The sequence below is a fragment of the Cupriavidus sp. F041 genome, assembly GCF_057814235.1.
Genome location: NZ_JBVASY010000002.1, coordinates 1,244,997 through 1,262,109, shown reverse-complemented (window position 1 = coordinate 1,262,109; position 17,113 = coordinate 1,244,997). Strand labels below are relative to the sequence as shown.

Sequence of the window (17,113 nt, the reverse complement as noted above, 5' to 3'; positions counted from 1 at the left end):
GCGATTCCTTGTCTGGCAATGACTCGATGAACGTTCGAGCTTACCAGCAATCGGGGGCGTGTTGGCTTGCGTGCGCCTTACCCGGCGCTATCCGCCCCGCTCCCTCAGCGGCCGGAAATCGACGATTTCGGCGGCGGCGCGTAGGTAATGCCGCTGCTCGGGGTCATGTCGAAGGGCGGGATCACCAGCACGCCCAAAGGCCGGATCATGAAGGGCAGCACGATGGCCGGGTTGACGGGGTCGGTCCAGTTGCCATGAACCACGCCGGCGCCGTCGATGGTGCCTTCCCAATTGCCAGTGACGTGCGTGCCGTCATTGGACTCTTCCATCAGGAAGGCGCCATTCTCATATTCGCCGGCCAGCAGGCGCACGCCGCCGGCACGGCCGACGCTGTACTCGCCATGTACGCTGTCGCGCTCGTCGGGCTTGGGTCCGAGCCGCAGGCGCACCGGCTGGTCGCCGAGCGTGCCCACGTAGACCGGTAATGATGCGTATTCGGGGCGCGGCGCCAGCGCCTTGGGCACCGCGCCGGTGGAAAGCTGGGTGCCGCGTTTCGACTCGCCCTCGCGGATCGCCTGGTTGATGCCGAAGCCCTCTGGGCTGCCCGCACTATCGCCGGCAGTGCCGGTGCCGGGCGTGCCCGTGGACAGCTCGGTACCGCCGGCGGCCAGCGCGGCGCCAGCCAGCGTTGCCGCTGCCAGTCCGGTTGCCAGTGACAGGGAAACGGACTGGGACAAAGTCGCTACGCGCCGCAAGTCAGCCTCGGATCAGATACGCTCGAAGATGGCCGCAATACCCTGGCCGCCGCCGATGCACATGGTGACCAGTGCATAGCGGCCTTGCACCCGCTGCAGCTCGTACAGCGCCTTGACGGTGATCAGCGCGCCGGTGGCGCCGATCGGGTGGCCCAGTGAGATGCCCGAACCGTTCGGATTGACCTTGGCCGGATCCAGCCCGAGCGCCTTGGTAACAGCGCAGGCTTGCGCGGCAAAGGCTTCGTTGGCTTCGATCACGTCGAGGTCCGCCACGGTCAGACCGGCACGCTCCAGCGCCTTCTTCGTGGCCGGCACGGGGCCGATGCCCATGCTCTTGGGATCGACGCCGGCATGGGCGTAGGAAACCAGGCGGGCCAGCGGCTTGAGGCCGCGCTTCTCGGCCTCGGCACGCTCCATCAGCACCACGGCGGCAGCGGCGTCGTTCAGGCCCGAGGCGTTGCCCGCGGTGACTGTGCCGTTTTCCTTCACGAAGACCGGCTTGAGCTTGGTCATGTCTTCCAGGACCGCGTCGTGGCGCACGTGCTCGTCGGTGTCGAAGGTGACGTCGCCCTTGCGGCCCTTCAGCGTGACCGGCAGGATCTGGTCCTTGAAGTGGCCGGCACGGATGGCTGCCGAGGCGCGGCGATGGGACTCCAGCGCGGCCTCGTCCTGCTGGCCGCGGCTGATGTCGTATTCCTTGGCCACGTTCTCGGCGGTGACGCCCATGTGGATCCCGTGGAAGGGATCGTGGAGCGCGCCCAGCATCATGTCGAGCATCTTGGCGTCGCCCATGCGCGCGCCCCAGCGGGCCGATTGCGCCAGGTAGGGAGCACGGCTCATGCTCTCCGCCCCGCCGCCGATGGCCACATCGGTATCGCCCAGCATGATGGTCTGCGCCGCGCTGACAATGGCCTGCAGGCCCGAGCCGCACAGGCGGTTGACGGTCAGTGCCGGCGCATCGATCGTGACGCCGCCCTCCACTGCCGCCACGCGGCCCAGGTACATGTCCCTGGGCTCGGTCTGGATGACGTTGCCGAACACCACGTGGCCTACGTCATCGCCGCTGACCTGCGCGCGGGCCAGCGCCTCGCGCACGACCATGGCGCCCATCTGGGTCGGGGAAAGATCCTTCAGGCTGCCGCCAAAGGTACCGATTGCGGTCCGGACACCGCTCACCACCACCACTTCACGCGTCATTTTGTGTCTCCTGGGCTGATGTTGCAGCGCACAGTATAACGGCACGCCGCGCAAAACGAACGATCGTACTTTTACCTATCGCAACGCACGGACCTCGCCTGGCTCAGACCTCGCCCCAGAGGTCGTGGCCATCGGCGCCGGTGATCTTCACCGAGACGAATTCCCCGACCTTGTAGCGCGGCGAGTCCTGCGCCGGCGGGTCGATATAAACCAGGCCGTCGATTTCCGGCGCATCAGCCGAGGAACGGCCGATGCCGCCATCCTGGTTGACCTCGTCGACCAGCACGCGCAGGGTCTGGCCGACCTTGCGCTGCAGCCGCCGGGCTGAAACTTCCTCCGCCACTTCCATGAAGCGCGCGCGGCGCTCTTCGCGGACCTCGTCGGGCAAGGCGCCTGGCAGATCGTTGGCGGTGGCGCCCTCTACGGGCGAATAGGCAAAGCAGCCCACGCGGTCCAGTTCGGCCTCGGCGATAAAGTCCAGCAGCGTCTGGAACTCTTCCTCCGTCTCGCCGGGGAAGCCCGCGATAAAGGTGCTGCGGATGGTCAGTTCGGGGCAGATCTCGCGCCAGGCCCGGATGCGGTCCATGGTCTTCTCGGCATTGGCCGGGCGCTTCATGCGCTTGAGCACGTCCGGGTGGGCGTGCTGCAACGGCACATCCAGGTAAGGCAGCACATGGCCTTGCGACATCAGCGGAATGATCTCGTCGACGTGCGGGTACGGGTACACGTAATGCAGGCGGACCCAGGCGCCGTACCTGGCGGCGAGTTCGCCCAGCGCCGCGACCAGTTCGGTCATGCGCGTCTTGAGCGGGCGGCCGTCCCAGAAGCCGGTGCGGTACTTCACATCCACGCCGTACGCGCTGGTGTCCTGCGAGATCACCAGCAGTTCCTTGACGCCGGACTTGAACAGGTTCTCGGCTTCCAGCATGACTTCCGCCACTGGGCGCGAGACCAGGTCGCCGCGCATCGAAGGGATGATGCAGAAAGAGCAGCGATGGTTGCAGCCCTCGGAAATCTTCAGGTAAGCGTAGTGCTTGGGCGTGAGCTTGATCCCGGCGGGCGGCACCAGGTCGAGGAACGGGTCATGGGGCTTGGGCAGGTGCGTGTGCACGGCCTGCATCACCTCGCCCAGCGCATGCGGGCCGGTCACGGCCAGCACCTTCGGGTGGACGGAGGTGATGATGTCCTCGCCCGCCGCGTTCTTCTTGGCGCCCAGGCATCCGGTAACGATGACCTTGCCGTTTTCGGCCAGCGCCTCGCCGATTGCGTCCAGACTTTCCTGCACCGCCTCGTCGATAAAGCCGCAGGTGTTGACGACCACCAGGTCGGCACCGTCATAGGTGCCACTGATGGCATAGCCTTCGGCGCGAAGCTGGGTAATGATCTGCTCGGAATCCACAAGCGCCTTTGGACATCCAAGGCTCACGAATCCCACATTTGGAATATGGTCTTTATTAGTCGTTGATTCTGAAGGGTTTTTCACGGTTACTTCCAAATGTGGGGCGGGCGAGGCGGGACATGGCCGCCTGGCGGTACAAAGCCAATCGCGCATTTTAACCGCTCGCCAAAGTTTCTCGGCGCCTGATCCCCGACATGCCGCTGTAAACCTGTTGCAACCAGTCTCATCGCATCAATGCTCCAGCCTGCCCTGCGCGGCGGCGTCACATCCGCGCGGATGAAGTCCCTGGCATGTCCGCCAGGGCACGCTCAATCACGTCTTGAATCTCGAACGAGTCTTGCAGGCGCCGGATGGCCGCATGCAGCTCGGCAGCCTGCGGCCAGGTCCGCTTCAGATAGCTGAGCCACAATTTGACGCGTCCGTGCTCATGACGGCATTCGACACGGGCCTGCAACTTTTTCAGGTAGTCGGCAATGTGACGAAGCACGAGCGGCCATTCCTCACCGGATGCCACCCTTTCCATCAGTCCGCGTATCCGCAAGGCCAGGAAAGGATCGGATACGGCGCCCCGCCCTATCATCACGTCGGCACAGCCGCTGACAGCCCGACAGCGCTCCCAGTCGGCGACCGTCCAGACTTCTCCGTTGGCAACGACAGGCACGTCCACGGCAGCATCGATACGCGCGATCCACTCCCAGTGGGCCGGCGGCCGGTAGCCATGGTCGCGCGTTCTGGCATGCACGACGAGGGAAGCCGCGCCGCCTTCCGCCAGCGCGGTGGCGCAGTCGATCGCCAGCGAGGTATCGGACACGCCAAGCCGCATTTTTGCCGTTACGGCGATGCTGGCAGGCACCGCGGCGCGAACGGACGAAACAATCCGGTTCAGCAGTTCAGGGTCCGCCAGCAACATGGCCCCGCCACCGTGCCTGTTGACGACTTTGGCGGGACAACCGAAGTTCAGGTCGAGTCCATGCGGCGACAACGTCGCTGCCTGGGCGGCGTTCAGCGCCAGCCATTCAGGATCGCTCCCGAGCAGCTGGATCACCATCGGCGTGCCGCCAGGGGTATGGCCTCCGTCGAGGATCTCGGGGGTGTCCCTCTCGTAGACGCGCTCGGGAAGCAGAGAGCCCGTCACCCTGACGAATTCGGACACACACCCATCGTATCCGCCTGTGCCGGTCAGCATGTCGCGCAACACGTAGTCCGCAAGCCCTTCCATGGGGGCAAGAAACAGCCGGCTCATGCGAAAGCTGGCGCCGAAGGGTCGCGCTTATCCCGGCGAAATGCCGGCAAACCGGAAAACACGAAACCGGCCGCCGGAACGGGCCTGGCCTCGGCGGCAAGCACCTGGTGAATGTCCTGGATTTCGGAAGGCATTGGGATTCGCGCTGTGCAGGCGAGTCCTCGATATGAATCGCCACATTTGAAAGGGGTAGCCAGCGCGATGATGCCGCGCGTCACCCGGATATGCGTGATTTTAACCGATCGCCCCAACCAGCAAATCTCGGCAGGATTTTCGCGCCGGGACGCAACAGGATTTCACAGTGCGTTGCGCTTGCAAGTGGCACGTTCGGCGTCCGCACCTGCCCGGTCCTGTCCCGCCTTGCGCGGGGTTTTTGCTTTGTGGCGCCCGATGCGGGTTGCCATGATCTCCGCCCCCCCTTTCGGGGTGCCGGATGCCGGATCGATATCGAAGAGCGCCGGCGCGTCGGCGCGTCGGCCAGCGCCGCCTCGCCAGGGCGGCCGGCACCGGCTTACTTCTTGTCCGGCTGGTTGAACGGGAACGTGCCGAACATGTTCTTGGCCTGGCTCTGCATCTGTTCCTGCATTTGCACGAACAGGTTCTTGCTCTGCTCGATGTAGTTGCTCATCATGCCCTGCATCATCGGGCCCTGCATGTTCATGAACTGGGACCACATGTCGGGGCTGAACGGCTCGCCGGAGTACAGCCCCTTGGAGTTTTCGGCCAGCTTGTTCTGGATATCGATAAAGGCCTGGATGTTCTTCTCCAGGTAGGTCCCCATCATGCCCTGCATGGCATGGCCGTAGTAGCGGATGATCTGCGACAGCATGGAGCTGGAGAACATCGGCACGCCGCCGGTCTCTTCTTCCAGGATGATCTGCAGCAGGATGCTGCGCGTGAGCTCGTCGCCTGACTTGGCGTCGATCACCTTGAAATCCTCGGTGTCCATCACGAGCTGCTTGACGTCGGCTAGCGTGATGTAGGTGCTGGTCTGCGTATCGTAGAGCCGGCGATTAGGATACTTCTTGATCAGTCGCTCTGCGCCTTTCTTGGTGGTAGCCATCGTGCTCTATCCTTTTATCGTCACTGTTGCATGCTGCTGCACCGCATGCTGTGCGGTGCGCAAAATCGAAACCGGCAGCGGGGGATACAACGTGTTGACCTGCAACGCATGATCTATTTTGGTGCGGGCAAGCCGCTGCCCTGATTCTATGCCCAACAAGGCACTATTGAAAGCCGGGGCCGTTAAGGAAAACCCGCACGGGGCAATGGTTTGCGGGAAATGCGGGGGCAGGTTTTTACCCGGTCCAGGCGGTTTGGTGCGGTGCAGGGAGTGCAATGCAATATTGCTGCGGGGAACAGGGCGGCTCAAGGTCTATTTGGCGAACATGTGGGGACTTCGGTTGATTGCCTGGATTGGCAGCCCTGCGAGCTCCGCCACCAAAAACAAAAAGGCCCTCCGAAGAGGACCTCCCAAGACAAAAAGCCACCCGAATACCAAAGGCGGCCCTCGCCCATCACCCCATATGCAAGCCCCCGTTCAGCGAGAAATCCGCACCGGTCGAGAACCCCGACTCATCGGACGCCAGCCAGGCGCAGATCGATGCAATTTCCTCGGGCGCGCCAAGGCGCTTGACGGGAATGGTGCCGACGATCTTGTCCAGCACATCCTGGCGGATCGACTTGACCATGTCGGTAGCAATGTACCCGGGCGACACCGTGTTCACGGTCACGCCCTTGGTCGCCACTTCCTGCGCCAGCGCCATGGTGAAGCCGTGCAGGCCTGCCTTCGCGGTGGAGTAGTTGGTTTGCCCGAACTGGCCCTTCTGCCCATTGACCGACGAAATATTGACGATGCGGCCGAAGCCACGATCCGCCATGCCGTCGATGACCTGCTTGGTCACGTTGAACAGCGAGGTCAGGTTGGTATCGATCACGGCGTCCCAGTCGGCGCGCGTCATCTTGCGGAACACCACGTCACGCGTGATGCCGGCGTTGTTGATCAGGACGTCGACTTCACCGACTTCGGCCTTGACCTTGTCGAATGCGGCCTTGGTCGAATCCCAGTCGGCAACGTTGCCTTCCGACGCGATGAAATCAAAGCCCAGGGCCTTCTGCTGCTCGAGCCATTTTTCACGGCGCGGCGAGTTGGGGCCGCAACCGGCCACCACTTTGTAGCCATCCTTGGCCAGACGCTGGCAGATGGCCGTTCCAATGCCACCCATGCCACCGGTTACGTATGCAATGCGCTGAGTCATATCTACTCCTTGATGGCTAGTTTTTATTGAAACCAGCGGGGAGAAGCCTTCTCCCCGCCGGCACACCCCTCAGACCAGCTTGCGCGCTATGCGTTGCGGCAAGCGATGCAGATTGTCACTCGCGTTCCACCGCCAGCGCCACACCCATGCCGCCGCCGATGCACAGCGAGGCCAGGCCCTTGCGCGAACCGCGGCGCTTCATCTCGTGCAGCAGCGTGACCAGCACGCGGCAGCCCGACGCGCCGATCGGATGCCCGATGGCAATAGCACCGCCATTGACGTTGACCTTGGACGTGTCCCAGCCCATCTGCTTGTGCACGGCCAGGGCCTGGGCAGCGAAGGCTTCGTTGATTTCCATCAGGTCGAGCTCTTCCACGCTCCAGCCGGCGCGCGACAGGCAACGCTGCGATGCAGGCACCGGGCCCATGCCCATTACCTTGGGATCGACACCGGCGGTACCGTAGGCGCGGATGGTCGCCAGCGGAGTCAGGCCGAGTTCCTTGGCCTTGGCAGCCGACATCACCACTACCGCGGCGGCACCGTCGTTCAGCCCCGAGGCATTGGCCGCGGTCACCGTGCCGGCCTTGTCGAAGGCGGGCTTCAGGCCGGCCAGCGCATCCTGCGTGACGCCGTGGCGCACGAACTCGTCGGTGGCGAACTGCACCGGATCGCCCTTGCGCTGGGGAATCGGCACCGGCACGATTTCCTCGTCAAACCTGCCAGCCTTCTGGGCAGCTTCGGCCTTGTTCTGCGAGGCCGCCGCGAACGCGTCCTGGGCTTCGCGTGTGATGCCGTATTCCTTGGCGACGTTCTCGGCGGTGACACCCATGTGGTACTGGTTGTAGACGTCCCACAGGCCGTCCACGATCATGCTGTCGACCAGCTTGGCATCGCCCATGCGGAAGCCGTCGCGCGAGCCCGGCAGTACGTGCGGCGCGGCACTCATGTTTTCCTGGCCGCCCGCCACCACGATCTCGGCATCGCCCGCGGCAATGGCGTTGGCCGCCAGCATCACGGCCTTCAGGCCGGAGCCGCAGACCTTGTTGATGGTCATGGCCGGCACCATCACGGGCAGGCCAGCCTTCAGCGCGGCCTGGCGCGCCGGGTTCTGGCCGGAGCCGGCGGTCAGCACCTGGCCCATGATCACTTCGCTGACCTGCTCGGGCTTGACGCCGGCGCGCTCGAGCGCAGCCTTGATGACAATGGCCCCGAGTTCAGGTGCGGGGATCTTGGCGAGCGAGCCGCCGAACTTGCCCACCGCAGTGCGGGCAGCGGATACGATGACGATGTCAGTCATTGGGAGGTCCTCTCGAGTTGAATGCGGATAAGGGGTGAAAGAGGCCGGCTGCACAGGCGTGCCGGCCCGGACAAATCCTATGCCTTCGCCTTGACGTAGCGGCCCGGTGCCGGCTCGATGGCGCGGTAATCCTTGTTGCCGTAGTCGGTGGGCGCTGCCTTGCGCGCGCCGGCGTGCTTGCCCAGCCAGGACGCCCAGTCGGGCCACCAGCTGCCGGCATGCTCGGTGGCATCGCTGAGCCAGTCCTCTGGCGACACCGGAAGCTTGTCGTTGGTCCAGTGGCTGCGCTTCTTCTTGGCCGGCGGGTTGATCACACCGGCAATATGGCCCGATGCCCCAAGCACGAAACGCAGTTTGTTCTTGAGCAGCGCGGTCGAGGCGTAGGCCGATGCCCAGGGCACGATGTGGTCCTCGCGCGAGCCGTAGATATAGGTCGGCACGTCGATGCTGCCCAGGTCCACCGGCGCATTGCACACGGTCAGCTTGCCCGGCTCCTTGAGTTCGTTCTGCAGGTAGGTATGGCGCAGGTACCAGCAATACCAGGGTCCCGGCAAGTTGGTGGCGTCGCCGTTCCAGAACAGCAGGTCAAACGGTACCGGAGTATTGCCCTTCAGGTAGTTGTCGACGACATAGTTCCAGACCAGGTCGTTGGGGCGTAGGAAGGAGAACGTGTTGGCCAGTTCCACGCCGCGCAGCAACGCGCATGGCGCGCCCCCGGCGCCGCCCAGGGTGGCTTCGCGCAGCTTGACGTGGGCTTCGTCGACAAACACATCCAGCACGCCGGTCTCGGCGAAATCCAGCAGCGTGGTCAGCAATGTCAGGCTGGCCGCGGGCCGCACGCCCCGCTTGGCCAGCACCGCCAGCGCGGTGGACACGATGGTGCCGCCCACGCAGAAGCCCAGCACGTTGATCTGGTCCTGACCGCTGATCTCGCGCGTGACTTCGATGGCGCGGATGGCGGCATGCTCGATGTAGTCATCCCAGCTGATCTCGGCCATCGAGGCATCCGGATTGCGCCAGGACACCATGTAGACCGTGTGCCCCTGCTCCACCATGTAGTTCACCAGCGAGGTCTGCGGCTGCAGGTCGAGGATGTAGTACTTGTTGATGCACGGCGGCACCAGCAGCAGCGGGCGCGTGAACACCTTTTCGGTGGTCGGCTTGTATTGCAGCAACTGGAAGTAGGGGTTCTCGTAGACGACCGCGCCCTCGGTGACAGCCACGTTGCGGCCCACTTCGAAGGCGGATTCGTCGGTCTGCGAGATCTTGCCGCGGCCAAGGTCCTCCAGCATGTTGAGCACGCCAACCCGCAGCGATTCACCGCCCGACTCGATCAGCTTTTTCTGCGCCTCCGGATTGGTGACGAGGAAATTGGCCGGCGACATGGCATCGACCCACTGCGAGACCGCGAAGCGGATGCGCTGGCGGGTCTTGGCGTCGGCCTCGACCGCGTCGGCCAGCTCATTCATGGCGCGTGCGTTGATCAGGTAGAAAGCAGCCGCGTAGTGGAAGGCCGCGCTGCTGCGCCAGGCATCGCCGGCAAAGCGGCGGTCGGCCAGTGCCTCCGCCGGATTGGCGCCGCCATCGGCCATGCTTCGCCACAGCTCGCTGAAGTCCTTCATGTAGCGCTGCTGGATACCGGCCAGCTGATCGGGCGCGATCTTCACGCCCGCCATGGCGGAACCCGTCAAAGCCTCGAAACCGGGAATGCCGGGAATGCCGGGCATGCCGGACATGCCCTGCTGGGTCGTCATACCGTTGGCCTGTGCCTGACGGGTCCATTCCAGCCATGTCGCTGGATCGAATGGCCCCGAAGCAAATGAAAACGGTTGGGACTTGTCTTCCTTGGCGGAAGCTGCCGCACCTTTGCCGGTTGCCATGATGTTTCGTCTCTCTGCCGTCACTTATTTGAAAGCTGGCTGGGCGGCGTGCCACCACTGCGGGACTCTCCCCCACCTCCAGCTTCGGAACCGGCCCGCGCTGACACCCTCGGCTGGTGACGTCATGCGGTATGCTTGCCGGACACGCCTCTCCGCGGACCAGATGGTTCCAGCGGAGCCCGCGAATGCTCGCGAACACACAATCGCAAGCTATTCGAGGCCATTGTTGCCTTGCAATGTTCTGCCTGTCAATGCGGAAAATTGCGCGGACCGGCGCTAATGGCAAAATGCGCCCGGCGCGAATCTGCAGGCAGCCCGGCGCAGCCACTCCGGCCCCGGGGCAAGCTTGCACGAGAAGGATGACTTTCTGATGTACATCGTTGCAATCGGTTGGCTGTACGTGGTCCTGATGATGGCCATTACCGAACATACCGTGGTCGCGGGCGTGGCCACTTTCGTCTTTTATGGCCTGTTCCCGGTGGCGATCCTGGTGTACATCATGGGCACGCCTGGACGCCGGCGCCGGCGCAAGGCCGAGGAAGCAAGGCAGGCCAGGAGCGAGCCGGACCCCGCGGCCGCCGGGGAGCCCGAGGCGACCCAACCCGCCCAGGCGACGGGCGCGGGACAAGCCCGGCCGCCTGCCCGGGACTAACGGCGGGAGAATTCAGGCGGCCAGCCAGACCAGGCTGGCCATGCGGCCAGTGACGCCGTCGCGCCGGTAAGAGTAGAAGCGCTGCGCATCGCTGACGGTGCATGCGTCGCCGCCATACACCGCGGTGCAGCCCGCCCGCGCGAGGCGGATGCGGGCAAGCGCGTAGATATCCGCGAAATACTTGCCGCCCGCGCCGGCGCGGAATGCGCGATCCACCGGTCCCGCTTCTTCGGGCAGCGCCTGGGCAAGAAAGGCCTGCCGGACTTCGGCGCCGACCTCGAAGGCTTGCGGACCGATCGCAGGGCCAAGCCAGGCCAGCCACTCGGCCTGCGCACCTGCCCGCTCGCCCATGCGTGCCACCGTGGATTCGATCACCCCGCCGCACAACCCGCGCCAGCCAGCGTGCGCCGCGCCCACCACCGTGCCGGCGCGATCGCAGAGCAGCACCGGCAGGCAATCCGCGGTCATTACGGCGCAGACCCGCGCAGGGGTCGTGGCAATGCTTGCGTCCGCCTGTGGAACCACGCCATCGGCCGCGAACTGGTCCTCGGTGGCGATCGCGCAGCCATGCACCTGCTCCAGCCAGCCTGGCGCGGCCGGCAGCCGCGCGGCCAGGCGCGCCCGGTTGCCAGCGACCGCCGAGGGATCGTCGCCCACGTGGGTGCCGAGGTTAAGCCCGCCCGGGCTGCCGTCCGCCAGGCCGTAGGGGGCCTGGCTCAAGCCGCCCTGACGGGTGGTGGACAACGCGCGCACCCGCGCCGGGGCCGGCCAGTCAGGAACCAGCCACGGCGCCTCAGTCGTCATCGCCGTACTCCCATGCTCCGTCCTCGCCCTCCACCCAGCCGTCATCCTCGTCTTCATCATCGGCGCGGTCGAAATCGAGCGCTTCGATCAATGCCTGCAGGTCGTCGGGCGGCGGCGCCTCCCACGACATGGACTTGCCGGTCGTCGGATGCACCAGCCCCAACCGGAAGGCGTGCAGCGCCTGGCGCCCCAGCGGCACCGGCAGCGGCGCCTTGATGGCCGGGCGCTGGCCGCGCTGGGTGGCGGCGCGATGGTAGACCGGATCGCCGACCAGGGGGTGGCCGATCGATTCGAAATGCACGCGGATCTGGTGCGTGCGGCCGGTTTCGAGCTGGCACATCACCATCGAGACATGGCCCCGCCCGAGCGGCACCGTGCTCAGCGTGCGGAAATGGGTGCGCGAAGGCTTGCCGCTGTTGGTGAGCACGATCGCCATGCGGATCCGCTCGCGTGGATCGCGGCCGATCGGCGCATCGATGGTGCCCGATTCGGGCGTCTCGCCCCACACCAGCGCCAGATAGGTACGTTTGACGGTACGCGCCTGCAACTGGCGCACGAGATCGGTCTGGGCGGTAAGCGTGCGCGCCACCACCATCAGCCCGGAGGTTTCCTTGTCGAGCCGGTGGACAATGCCGGCGCGCGGCAGGCCCACGGCCTCGGGATAGCGGTGCAGCAGGCCGTTGAGCACCGTGCCGCCCCAGTTGCCGGCAGCGGGATGCACCACCAGCCCGGCTGGCTTGTCGATGACCAGCATTGCCGCGTCCTCGTACACCACCTCGAGCGGCACGTCCTCCGGCACGAAGGCGCGCGATTCGGCCGGGGCCTGCGGCCGCACCACGACGCGCTCGCCCATCTGCACCGAAGCCTTCGAGCGGCGTACCTCGCCGTCGACCAGCACCGCGCCGCTCTCGATCCATTGCTGCAGGCGGCTGCGCGAAAATCCGCTGAGATGGCGGGCCAGCAATTTATCGAGGCGCTCGCCATGTGATGCGCCATCCACTTCAAACTCCACTTGCTGCATTTCCAACTCGATCGGCGATGCCTGCGCACCAGCCTCCAGGCCGCCTAGCGCGGCCACATCGGTCAGGTCTTCCAGGTCCTCCACTTCGTTCAAAGTGTCGGCTGAATCGGCAGCTTGCTGCGCGATGCCCTTGGCGGCGGTTGCCGGCAAGGGGCTTGGGCTATAATGCTTGACGCTATTTTTCATCCGGGATATGTTGCCCATGCAATCGATGAGCATGAAGCGCGCCAACTGGCGCGCAAGAATTGGAGCGATTCTGCTCGCAGGCGGCTGCGTCATGCTATCGGCGTGCGGCCTGCTGTCGGATCAACCAGACGAGACTGCCGGCTGGTCGGCTAACAAATTATATTCGGAAGCCAAGGACGCACTCGATTCCGGCGACTTCACCCGTGCAGTCAAGCTGTACGATAAGCTGGAAGGACGTTACCCCTTCGGCCGTTTCGCGCAGCAGGCGCAGATCGATTCCGCCTACGCCAGCTACAAGGATGGCGAAACCGCCGCGGCCCTGGCCTCGGTTGACCGCTTCATCCAGTTGCATCCGAATCACCCGAACGTGGATTATGCCTATTACCTGAAGGGCCTGATCAACTTCAATGATAACTTGGGCTGGCTCGGCCGCTTTTCCGGCCAGGACCTGAGCGAGCGCGACCCCAAGGCCGCGCGCGCCGCGTATGACGCATTCAACACCCTCGTCACGCGCTTCCCTGACAGCAAGTACACGCCGGATTCCGCCGCGCGCATGCAGTACATCGTGAACGCGCTGGCCCAGCACGAGGTCCATGCGGCACGCTACTACTACAAGCGTGGCGCCTACCTGGCCGCCGCCAACCGCGCCCAGCAGGCGCTCAAGGAATATGATGGCGCCCCGGCCAACGAAGAAGCGCTGTACATCATGATCCGTTCCTACGACTCGCTGGGCATGAAGGATTTGCGCGACGATACCGCCCGCGTGATGGAAAAGAACTTCCCCAACAGCGATTACATCAAGTATGGAGAACGCCGCAAGGACAAGTCCTGGTGGGAAGTGTTCTGAACGGCAGGCATGTATTTGAATATGCCGGCGGCGCAAGCCCCCGGCAACAAAAAGCCCGGTTTCGACCGGGCTTTTTGTTGCCTGCTCAATTGGCCTTCGCTTCGCCCCCTTGGCCCGCCGCTGGCGCCTCCCCGCCGTCCCGGATCGATTCCAGGAAGCGGATCACGGTCTCGGCCTCGCGCGTCCGCTTGAAGGGCGGCAGGCTCTGCCAGATCTGGCGGCCATAGGGCTTCTCCACCAGTCTGGTATCGCAGATCACCAGCACCCCACGGTCTGTCTCGGAGCGGATCAGGCGCCCCGCGCCCTGCTTGAGCGTGATCACCGCATGCGGCAACTGGTGCACGGCGAACGGGCTCAGGCCTTTTTTCTGCAGCACTTCCATGCGTGCCGCCAGCACGGGATCGTCGGGTGGCGCAAACGGCAGTTTATCGATGATCACCAGTGACAGCGCCTCGCCACGCACGTCGACACCCTCCCAGAAACTCTGGCTGCCAACCAGCACCGCATTGCCAAGCTCACGGAAACGATCGAGCAGTTCTGTGCGGCTGGCCTGGCCCTGGACCAGCAGGGGTAGCGCCAGGCCGCGCTCGGCGAAGGCCTCGTAAAGCATATCGGAGGCGCGCTGCACCGCCCGCAGCGTGGTGCAGAGCAGAAAGGCGCGACCGCCCGCCGCCTCGATCAGCGGCAGCGCGGTTTGCACCACCGCTTCCGTGAACTGGGGCGACTGCGGCGCCGGCAGGTCTCGCGGCACATAGAGCAGCCCCTGCTCGGCGTAGTCGAACGGGCTTGGCAAGGTCAGCGACCTGTCCTTGTCCAGCCCGAGCTGGGCAGCGTAGTGGCTGAAATTGCCCTTCACCGAGAGCGTGGCCGAGGTAAATACCCAGGCTCGCGGGTGGCCCTCACGCTGACGCGTGAAGATCGGCGCGATCGACAACGGGGTGCGGTGCAACTGCACCGTGTGGGAGAACACCTCCACCCAGCGCACCGTGTCCGGCCCGAAGGCGGCTGCAGGGGCCGCCACCGCGCCATCTTGCGCACCGGTCGCGGCGGGCTGCGGCGCGGCCTTGGATTCGCTGCGCCAGGCGGCCAGGCGCTGATCGAGTTCCACCGCGCGGCGGTGGCACTGCTCCAGCGACTCGGCACGCTCTGCCTGGCTTTCCAGCAGGGTCACGAACTCCCCCAGCGCACTTTCGAGCGCATCCAGCGTCTCAAAAAAGGGCTTGCTGATACGCGGATCCGCTTCGATCTGGTTCACCGCCAGGCGCGCATTGTCCTTGGTAAAGGCCAGCCGCAAATCCCGCGCGGCACGCTCCAGGGGTGCCGCGATGCGCACCCAGTCGGCGGCGTCCCGCGCGTGCGAGAGGCCTTCGGCCACGGTATCCCGCGCGAGCTCCAGCAACTGGCTGGTCGACAGGCTGTCGCCAAAGAACAGCGTGGCCGTCTCCGGCAACTGGTGCGCCTCGTCGAAGATCACTGTGTTGGCCGCCGGCAGCAGCTCCGCCATGCCCGTGTCGCGCAGCACGACGTCGGCAAAAAACAGGTGATGGTTGACCACGACCAGGTCGGCTTGCTGCGCCTCCTTGCGCGCGCGCATGACAAAGCACTCTTTGTAGTTCGGGCACTCCGTGCCGAGACAGTTGTCGCGAGTCGAAGTGACCAGTTGCCATACCGGCGCGTTTTCCGGCACCGAGGCAAGCTCGGCCTTGTCGCCCGTGGACGTCACCTTGGCAAACCGGGCGATCTCGCGCAGCCATGCGGCGTCCTGCCGCGAGGCCAGGCGGCCCTGGATCTCGGCGCGTTCCAGATGGTAGTGGCAGAGATAGTTGGCCCGCCCCTTGAGCAGCGCAACCGACACCGGCACATTGAGCGCGCGCCGCACGGTCGGGATGTCGCGCAGGAAGAGCTGGTCCTGCAGGTTCTTGGTACCGGTGGAGAGGATGACCTTGCCGCCCCACAACATGGCGGGGACCAGATAGGCAAAGGTCTTGCCGGTACCGGTACCGGCCTCGACGATGACCGTGTCGGCGCGCTCGATCGCGCTGGCCACGGCCTCGGCCATGTGCTCTTGCGCCTCGCGCGGGCGGTAGCCTTCGATGCCCTGCGCCAGGGTCCCGGTCGGGGCGAAGATGGTAGCCAGTTCGGCGGCATGCGATACCGCGGCGCCGGACGGCCCGGTACCGCTGGCGGCCGGCATTGCGGGCGTTTCTGGCGTGTCGGCCGCAGCGGATACAGTGGTCGTTACGGGGACCGCGGGCGTGGCGGAAAGGTCTTCTTCGGAGGCGGGCAAGGCGAGGCTTTATGGCGGGCCGCTTCAGCGACGGCCGGTGGACAAGGGGAATCAGGCGGGCACGTCCGGCTCGAGCTGAAGCTGGAGCAAGGTAATCGCATCCTTGAGCTTGAGGCGGCGCTTTTTCAGGCGCCGCAACTGCAGCTCGTCGTGCGTGGCGTCTGCCGCCATGCGGTCGATCAGGTAATCGAGATCGCGGTGTTCGATCTGCAACTCCATGATCTGCCGCGATAAGGTATTCAGGTTGCGGTCCATGGGCTCCCCCGATCAAAGCCGGCGCTGGCGCCGGCGGGCCGGTATGGCTTCCGACGCTGGCACCGCGTGGCGCGTCGCGTCGTCTTGCACCGGCCATTGTCGCCGGTATTGCCCCCGGCTGTGGGCGCGGCTCGCACCGCTCAGAAACCGAAGGGACGCGGCGTCGTGGCCTGCCCCTGCTGATCCTTGGCCTTGGCGCGGCGCTCGTCGACGTCTTTTTGCCGTTGTTCGGCTTCGCGCTGCTTCGCCTCGAACGCCTTTACATTTTCCTGCCGCTGCCTGGCCTGCTGCGCGCCCTGCTCCTGCGCTGCCCTGACGCGCGCATCGAAGTCAGCCTGCTTCTTGTTGTAAGCCTCGGCATTGGCGGCACGCTGCGGAGCATCAGCCTGATGCTGCGCATCGCGCAGTTGCTGTTCCTGCTGCTTGCGCTCGAAACTCTCGCGGCTGGCGCGTTCGTTGGCTTCGCGGGCAGGCTGGCCGGCTTCGTACTCGGCACGCTTGATGGCCTGTGCCTGGTCGCGTTCGACCGCCTTGAAGGCGCGCTCCGCTTCTCCAACTTCCAGTTCCCGCTTGCGCAGCACCTGCAGTTCCCCGCGCCGCACATCCTTGGCCTTGTCGATGCAGTGCGTAACAAAAAAACTGTTGTAACAATCGTGCTCCGCCTTGCCGTAGCGATAATCGGTCCAGGCACGCGAATCGGCGATGGCCTTGCGCTCCGCGGCGAAATCCCGCGACGGCGGCTGCGGCGCTTGCGCCTCAGTTGCCTGGGCAGGGGCGCCCAGGGCCGCCTGCGCGTGGCCGCGCATTGGCATGAGCAACACCGCCAGGCCGGCGCACAGCAAGGCAAGCCGCAGCAGCGCGGACAGAGAGCGGGTCTTGGCCGGGGCGGAGCAGTCGGATAACGCGGCCGCGAGTGGGGCCGGATGTGGCTTGACGATCATGCCTGGATTCTAACATCCGCCCCGCTTCTTGCCCCAGGGCACGGCGGCTTATTGATGCCTGGCCAGCCTCCGCCGGAACGCCGGCTGTGCC

General features: G+C 65.2%; 15 protein-coding genes. 2 read left to right on the top strand and 13 right to left on the bottom strand.

Translation table 11 applies throughout. From position 1 onward, the window contains the following. Positions 1–104 precede the first annotated feature (104 nt). The 8 genes from ACZY0R_RS22950 to phaC all read right to left on the bottom strand — a co-directional run bounded on the left by ACZY0R_RS22950 (position 105) and on the right by phaC (position 10,029). Complete coding sequence (locus ACZY0R_RS22950) at positions 105–737, bottom strand: hypothetical protein (protein ID WP_488861451.1); 633 nt, start codon at positions 735–737, stop codon at positions 105–107. 30 nt (positions 738–767) lie between these two features. Beyond that, entirely contained in the window at positions 768–1,952 is a 1,185-nt protein-coding gene (gene bktB / locus ACZY0R_RS22945) for a beta-ketothiolase BktB (protein WP_488861449.1), read from the bottom strand. Between the two features lie 103 nt (positions 1,953–2,055). After that, positions 2,056–3,435 carry a 30S ribosomal protein S12 methylthiotransferase RimO gene (gene rimO / locus ACZY0R_RS22940; protein ID WP_488861448.1) on the bottom strand — a complete coding sequence of 460 codons (1,380 nt, stop codon included), beginning with the start codon at positions 3,433–3,435 and terminating at the stop codon, positions 2,056–2,058. 178 nt (positions 3,436–3,613) lie between these two features. Next, positions 3,614–4,594: a tRNA dihydrouridine synthase gene (locus ACZY0R_RS22935; protein ID WP_488861446.1), complete on the bottom strand. Its 981-nt coding sequence runs from the start codon at positions 4,592–4,594 to the stop codon at positions 3,614–3,616. 511 nt (positions 4,595–5,105) lie between these two features. Beyond that, positions 5,106–5,657 (bottom strand): polyhydroxyalkanoate synthesis repressor PhaR, encoded by a 552-nt coding sequence (gene phaR / locus ACZY0R_RS22930; protein ID WP_035860143.1) that lies wholly within the window; start codon positions 5,655–5,657, stop codon positions 5,106–5,108. 454 nt (positions 5,658–6,111) lie between these two features. After that, the gene (locus tag ACZY0R_RS22925; RefSeq protein WP_035860140.1) at positions 6,112–6,852 is read right to left on the bottom strand and encodes a 3-ketoacyl-ACP reductase; all 741 of its coding nucleotides are present in this window, start codon (positions 6,850–6,852) and stop codon (positions 6,112–6,114) included. 115 nt (positions 6,853–6,967) lie between these two features. After that, positions 6,968–8,149, bottom strand: a complete 1,182-nt coding sequence (locus ACZY0R_RS22920) for an acetyl-CoA C-acetyltransferase (RefSeq protein WP_488861444.1) — start codon at positions 8,147–8,149, stop codon at positions 6,968–6,970. A 77-nt stretch (positions 8,150–8,226) separates the two neighbouring features. After that, positions 8,227–10,029, bottom strand: coding sequence for a class I poly(R)-hydroxyalkanoic acid synthase (gene phaC / locus ACZY0R_RS22915; RefSeq protein ID WP_488861442.1), 1,803 nt, complete (start codon positions 10,027–10,029; stop codon positions 8,227–8,229). Positions 10,030–10,399: 370 nt separating this feature from the next. On the opposite strand from phaC, the gene ACZY0R_RS22910 reads away from it, so the two are divergent. Continuing rightward, the gene (locus tag ACZY0R_RS22910) at positions 10,400–10,681 is read left to right on the top strand and encodes a hypothetical protein (RefSeq protein WP_488861440.1); all 282 of its coding nucleotides are present in this window, start codon (positions 10,400–10,402) and stop codon (positions 10,679–10,681) included. A 12-nt stretch (positions 10,682–10,693) separates the two neighbouring features. Here ACZY0R_RS22910 and pgeF read toward each other — a convergent pair whose 3' ends face one another. Beyond that, positions 10,694–11,485, bottom strand: coding sequence for a peptidoglycan editing factor PgeF (pgeF, locus tag ACZY0R_RS22905; protein WP_488861438.1), 792 nt, complete (start codon positions 11,483–11,485; stop codon positions 10,694–10,696). Continuing rightward, a complete protein-coding gene (locus tag ACZY0R_RS22900) occupies positions 11,475–12,692 on the bottom strand; it encodes an RluA family pseudouridine synthase (RefSeq protein ID WP_488861436.1) in 1,218 nt (405 codons plus the stop codon). The genes pgeF and ACZY0R_RS22900 overlap by 11 nt, the downstream gene beginning before the upstream one ends. Positions 12,693–12,708: 16 nt before the next feature. Between ACZY0R_RS22900 and ACZY0R_RS22895 the strand changes: the two genes are divergently transcribed. After that, entirely contained in the window at positions 12,709–13,539 is an 831-nt protein-coding gene (locus ACZY0R_RS22895) for an outer membrane protein assembly factor BamD (protein WP_035860133.1), read from the top strand. Positions 13,540–13,624: 85 nt separating this feature from the next. Here the strand turns inward: ACZY0R_RS22895 and yoaA are convergent, their stop codons facing one another. The 3 genes from yoaA to ACZY0R_RS22880 form a co-directional block, all read right to left on the bottom strand. Next, positions 13,625–15,733, bottom strand: coding sequence for a DNA repair helicase YoaA (gene yoaA / locus ACZY0R_RS22890; protein WP_488861434.1), 2,109 nt, complete (start codon positions 15,731–15,733; stop codon positions 13,625–13,627). A gap of 144 nt (positions 15,734–15,877) precedes the next feature. Further along, a complete protein-coding gene (locus ACZY0R_RS22885) occupies positions 15,878–16,081 on the bottom strand; it encodes a DUF465 domain-containing protein (RefSeq protein WP_035860131.1) in 204 nt (67 codons plus the stop codon). 140 nt (positions 16,082–16,221) lie between these two features. After that, the gene (locus tag ACZY0R_RS22880) at positions 16,222–17,022 is read right to left on the bottom strand and encodes a hypothetical protein (protein WP_488861432.1); all 801 of its coding nucleotides are present in this window, start codon (positions 17,020–17,022) and stop codon (positions 16,222–16,224) included. Positions 17,023–17,113 lie beyond the last annotated feature (91 nt).